The sequence below is a fragment of the Neisseria sp. P0009.S007 genome (assembly GCF_051962515.1).
The window spans coordinates 1-901 of sequence record NZ_JBQCVF010000664.1; the positions used below are offsets into that span (position 1 = coordinate 1).

Genomic DNA, 901 nt, shown 5'->3' on the forward strand with positions numbered 1-901 from the left:
GCCGCAGTCAGACGGGTTTTGTTGCCGACTTTCAGATACGCCAGTTGAGCATTGATGCCGGTGCGTTTGCTGAAGGTGTATTGGCCGCCGATAACGACTTGGTCGAATTTATCCACCAATTTCTCGCCACTGTTCACGCCCTTGGCAGGCCAGCCGTGTGCGTAAGTAATGCGTGGGGTCACGTTGCCGAATTTGTAGCCGACAGTTACCGCTGCATCAACTACTTTCACGGCTTCCTCTTTGCCTGTGTCGGTAGTGATGTCACTACCCTTGTACTGATTAAAATCATCGGTGAAATAGCCTAAATATTTGTTGGCTGTCTCATGGCCTTTGGCATATTGTACGCCGCCGCCGACAAAGAGATTGTCTTTATCGTAATAAGTTTCGACTTTGGCGATTTGCGCCGCTTTGGCTTTGCTTGATTTGTCGGTGTACGCGCCGTTGTAGTGGCCGTAAGCCGCATTGGCGGTAAAGCCGTTTTTAGAGAAACTCACGCCGCCGGTGTATTGGTCTTTGGCCGCTTGGGTATGCGTGTATTTATCTGAAGGATTGCGGTTGTCGCGCGGTGCGTAAGACACGTTGAATTTGAATCCGCCGAAATCCGGGCTGTCGTAGCGTACAGCGGCGTTGCGGTTGCCGGTACGGGTAAAGATGCCCAAGCCTGCGGCATTGGTTTTGTACATCCATGGATCGATGGTGTCCATTTCATTCAGCATATTGCTGAGTTTACCGGCGCGAATCTTACCGAAGTTACCTTGCAGGCCGATGAAGGAGTCCCGAGTGGCAAAACCTTGGGAACCGCCGGTAATGGCCGTTTTTTGTTCTACCTGCCAAATGGCTTTCAAATCGCCGCCCAAGTTCTCGCTGCCTTTGAAACCGATGCGGGAGGTATTGTCATTGA

General features: G+C 51.5%; 1 protein-coding gene. It reads right to left on the reverse strand.

Annotated elements, in window-relative coordinates; all coding sequences use genetic code 11:
* On the reverse strand, positions 1-901 hold a 901-nt coding region (locus ACTHS3_RS15535; protein WP_440368444.1), incomplete at both ends, for a porin.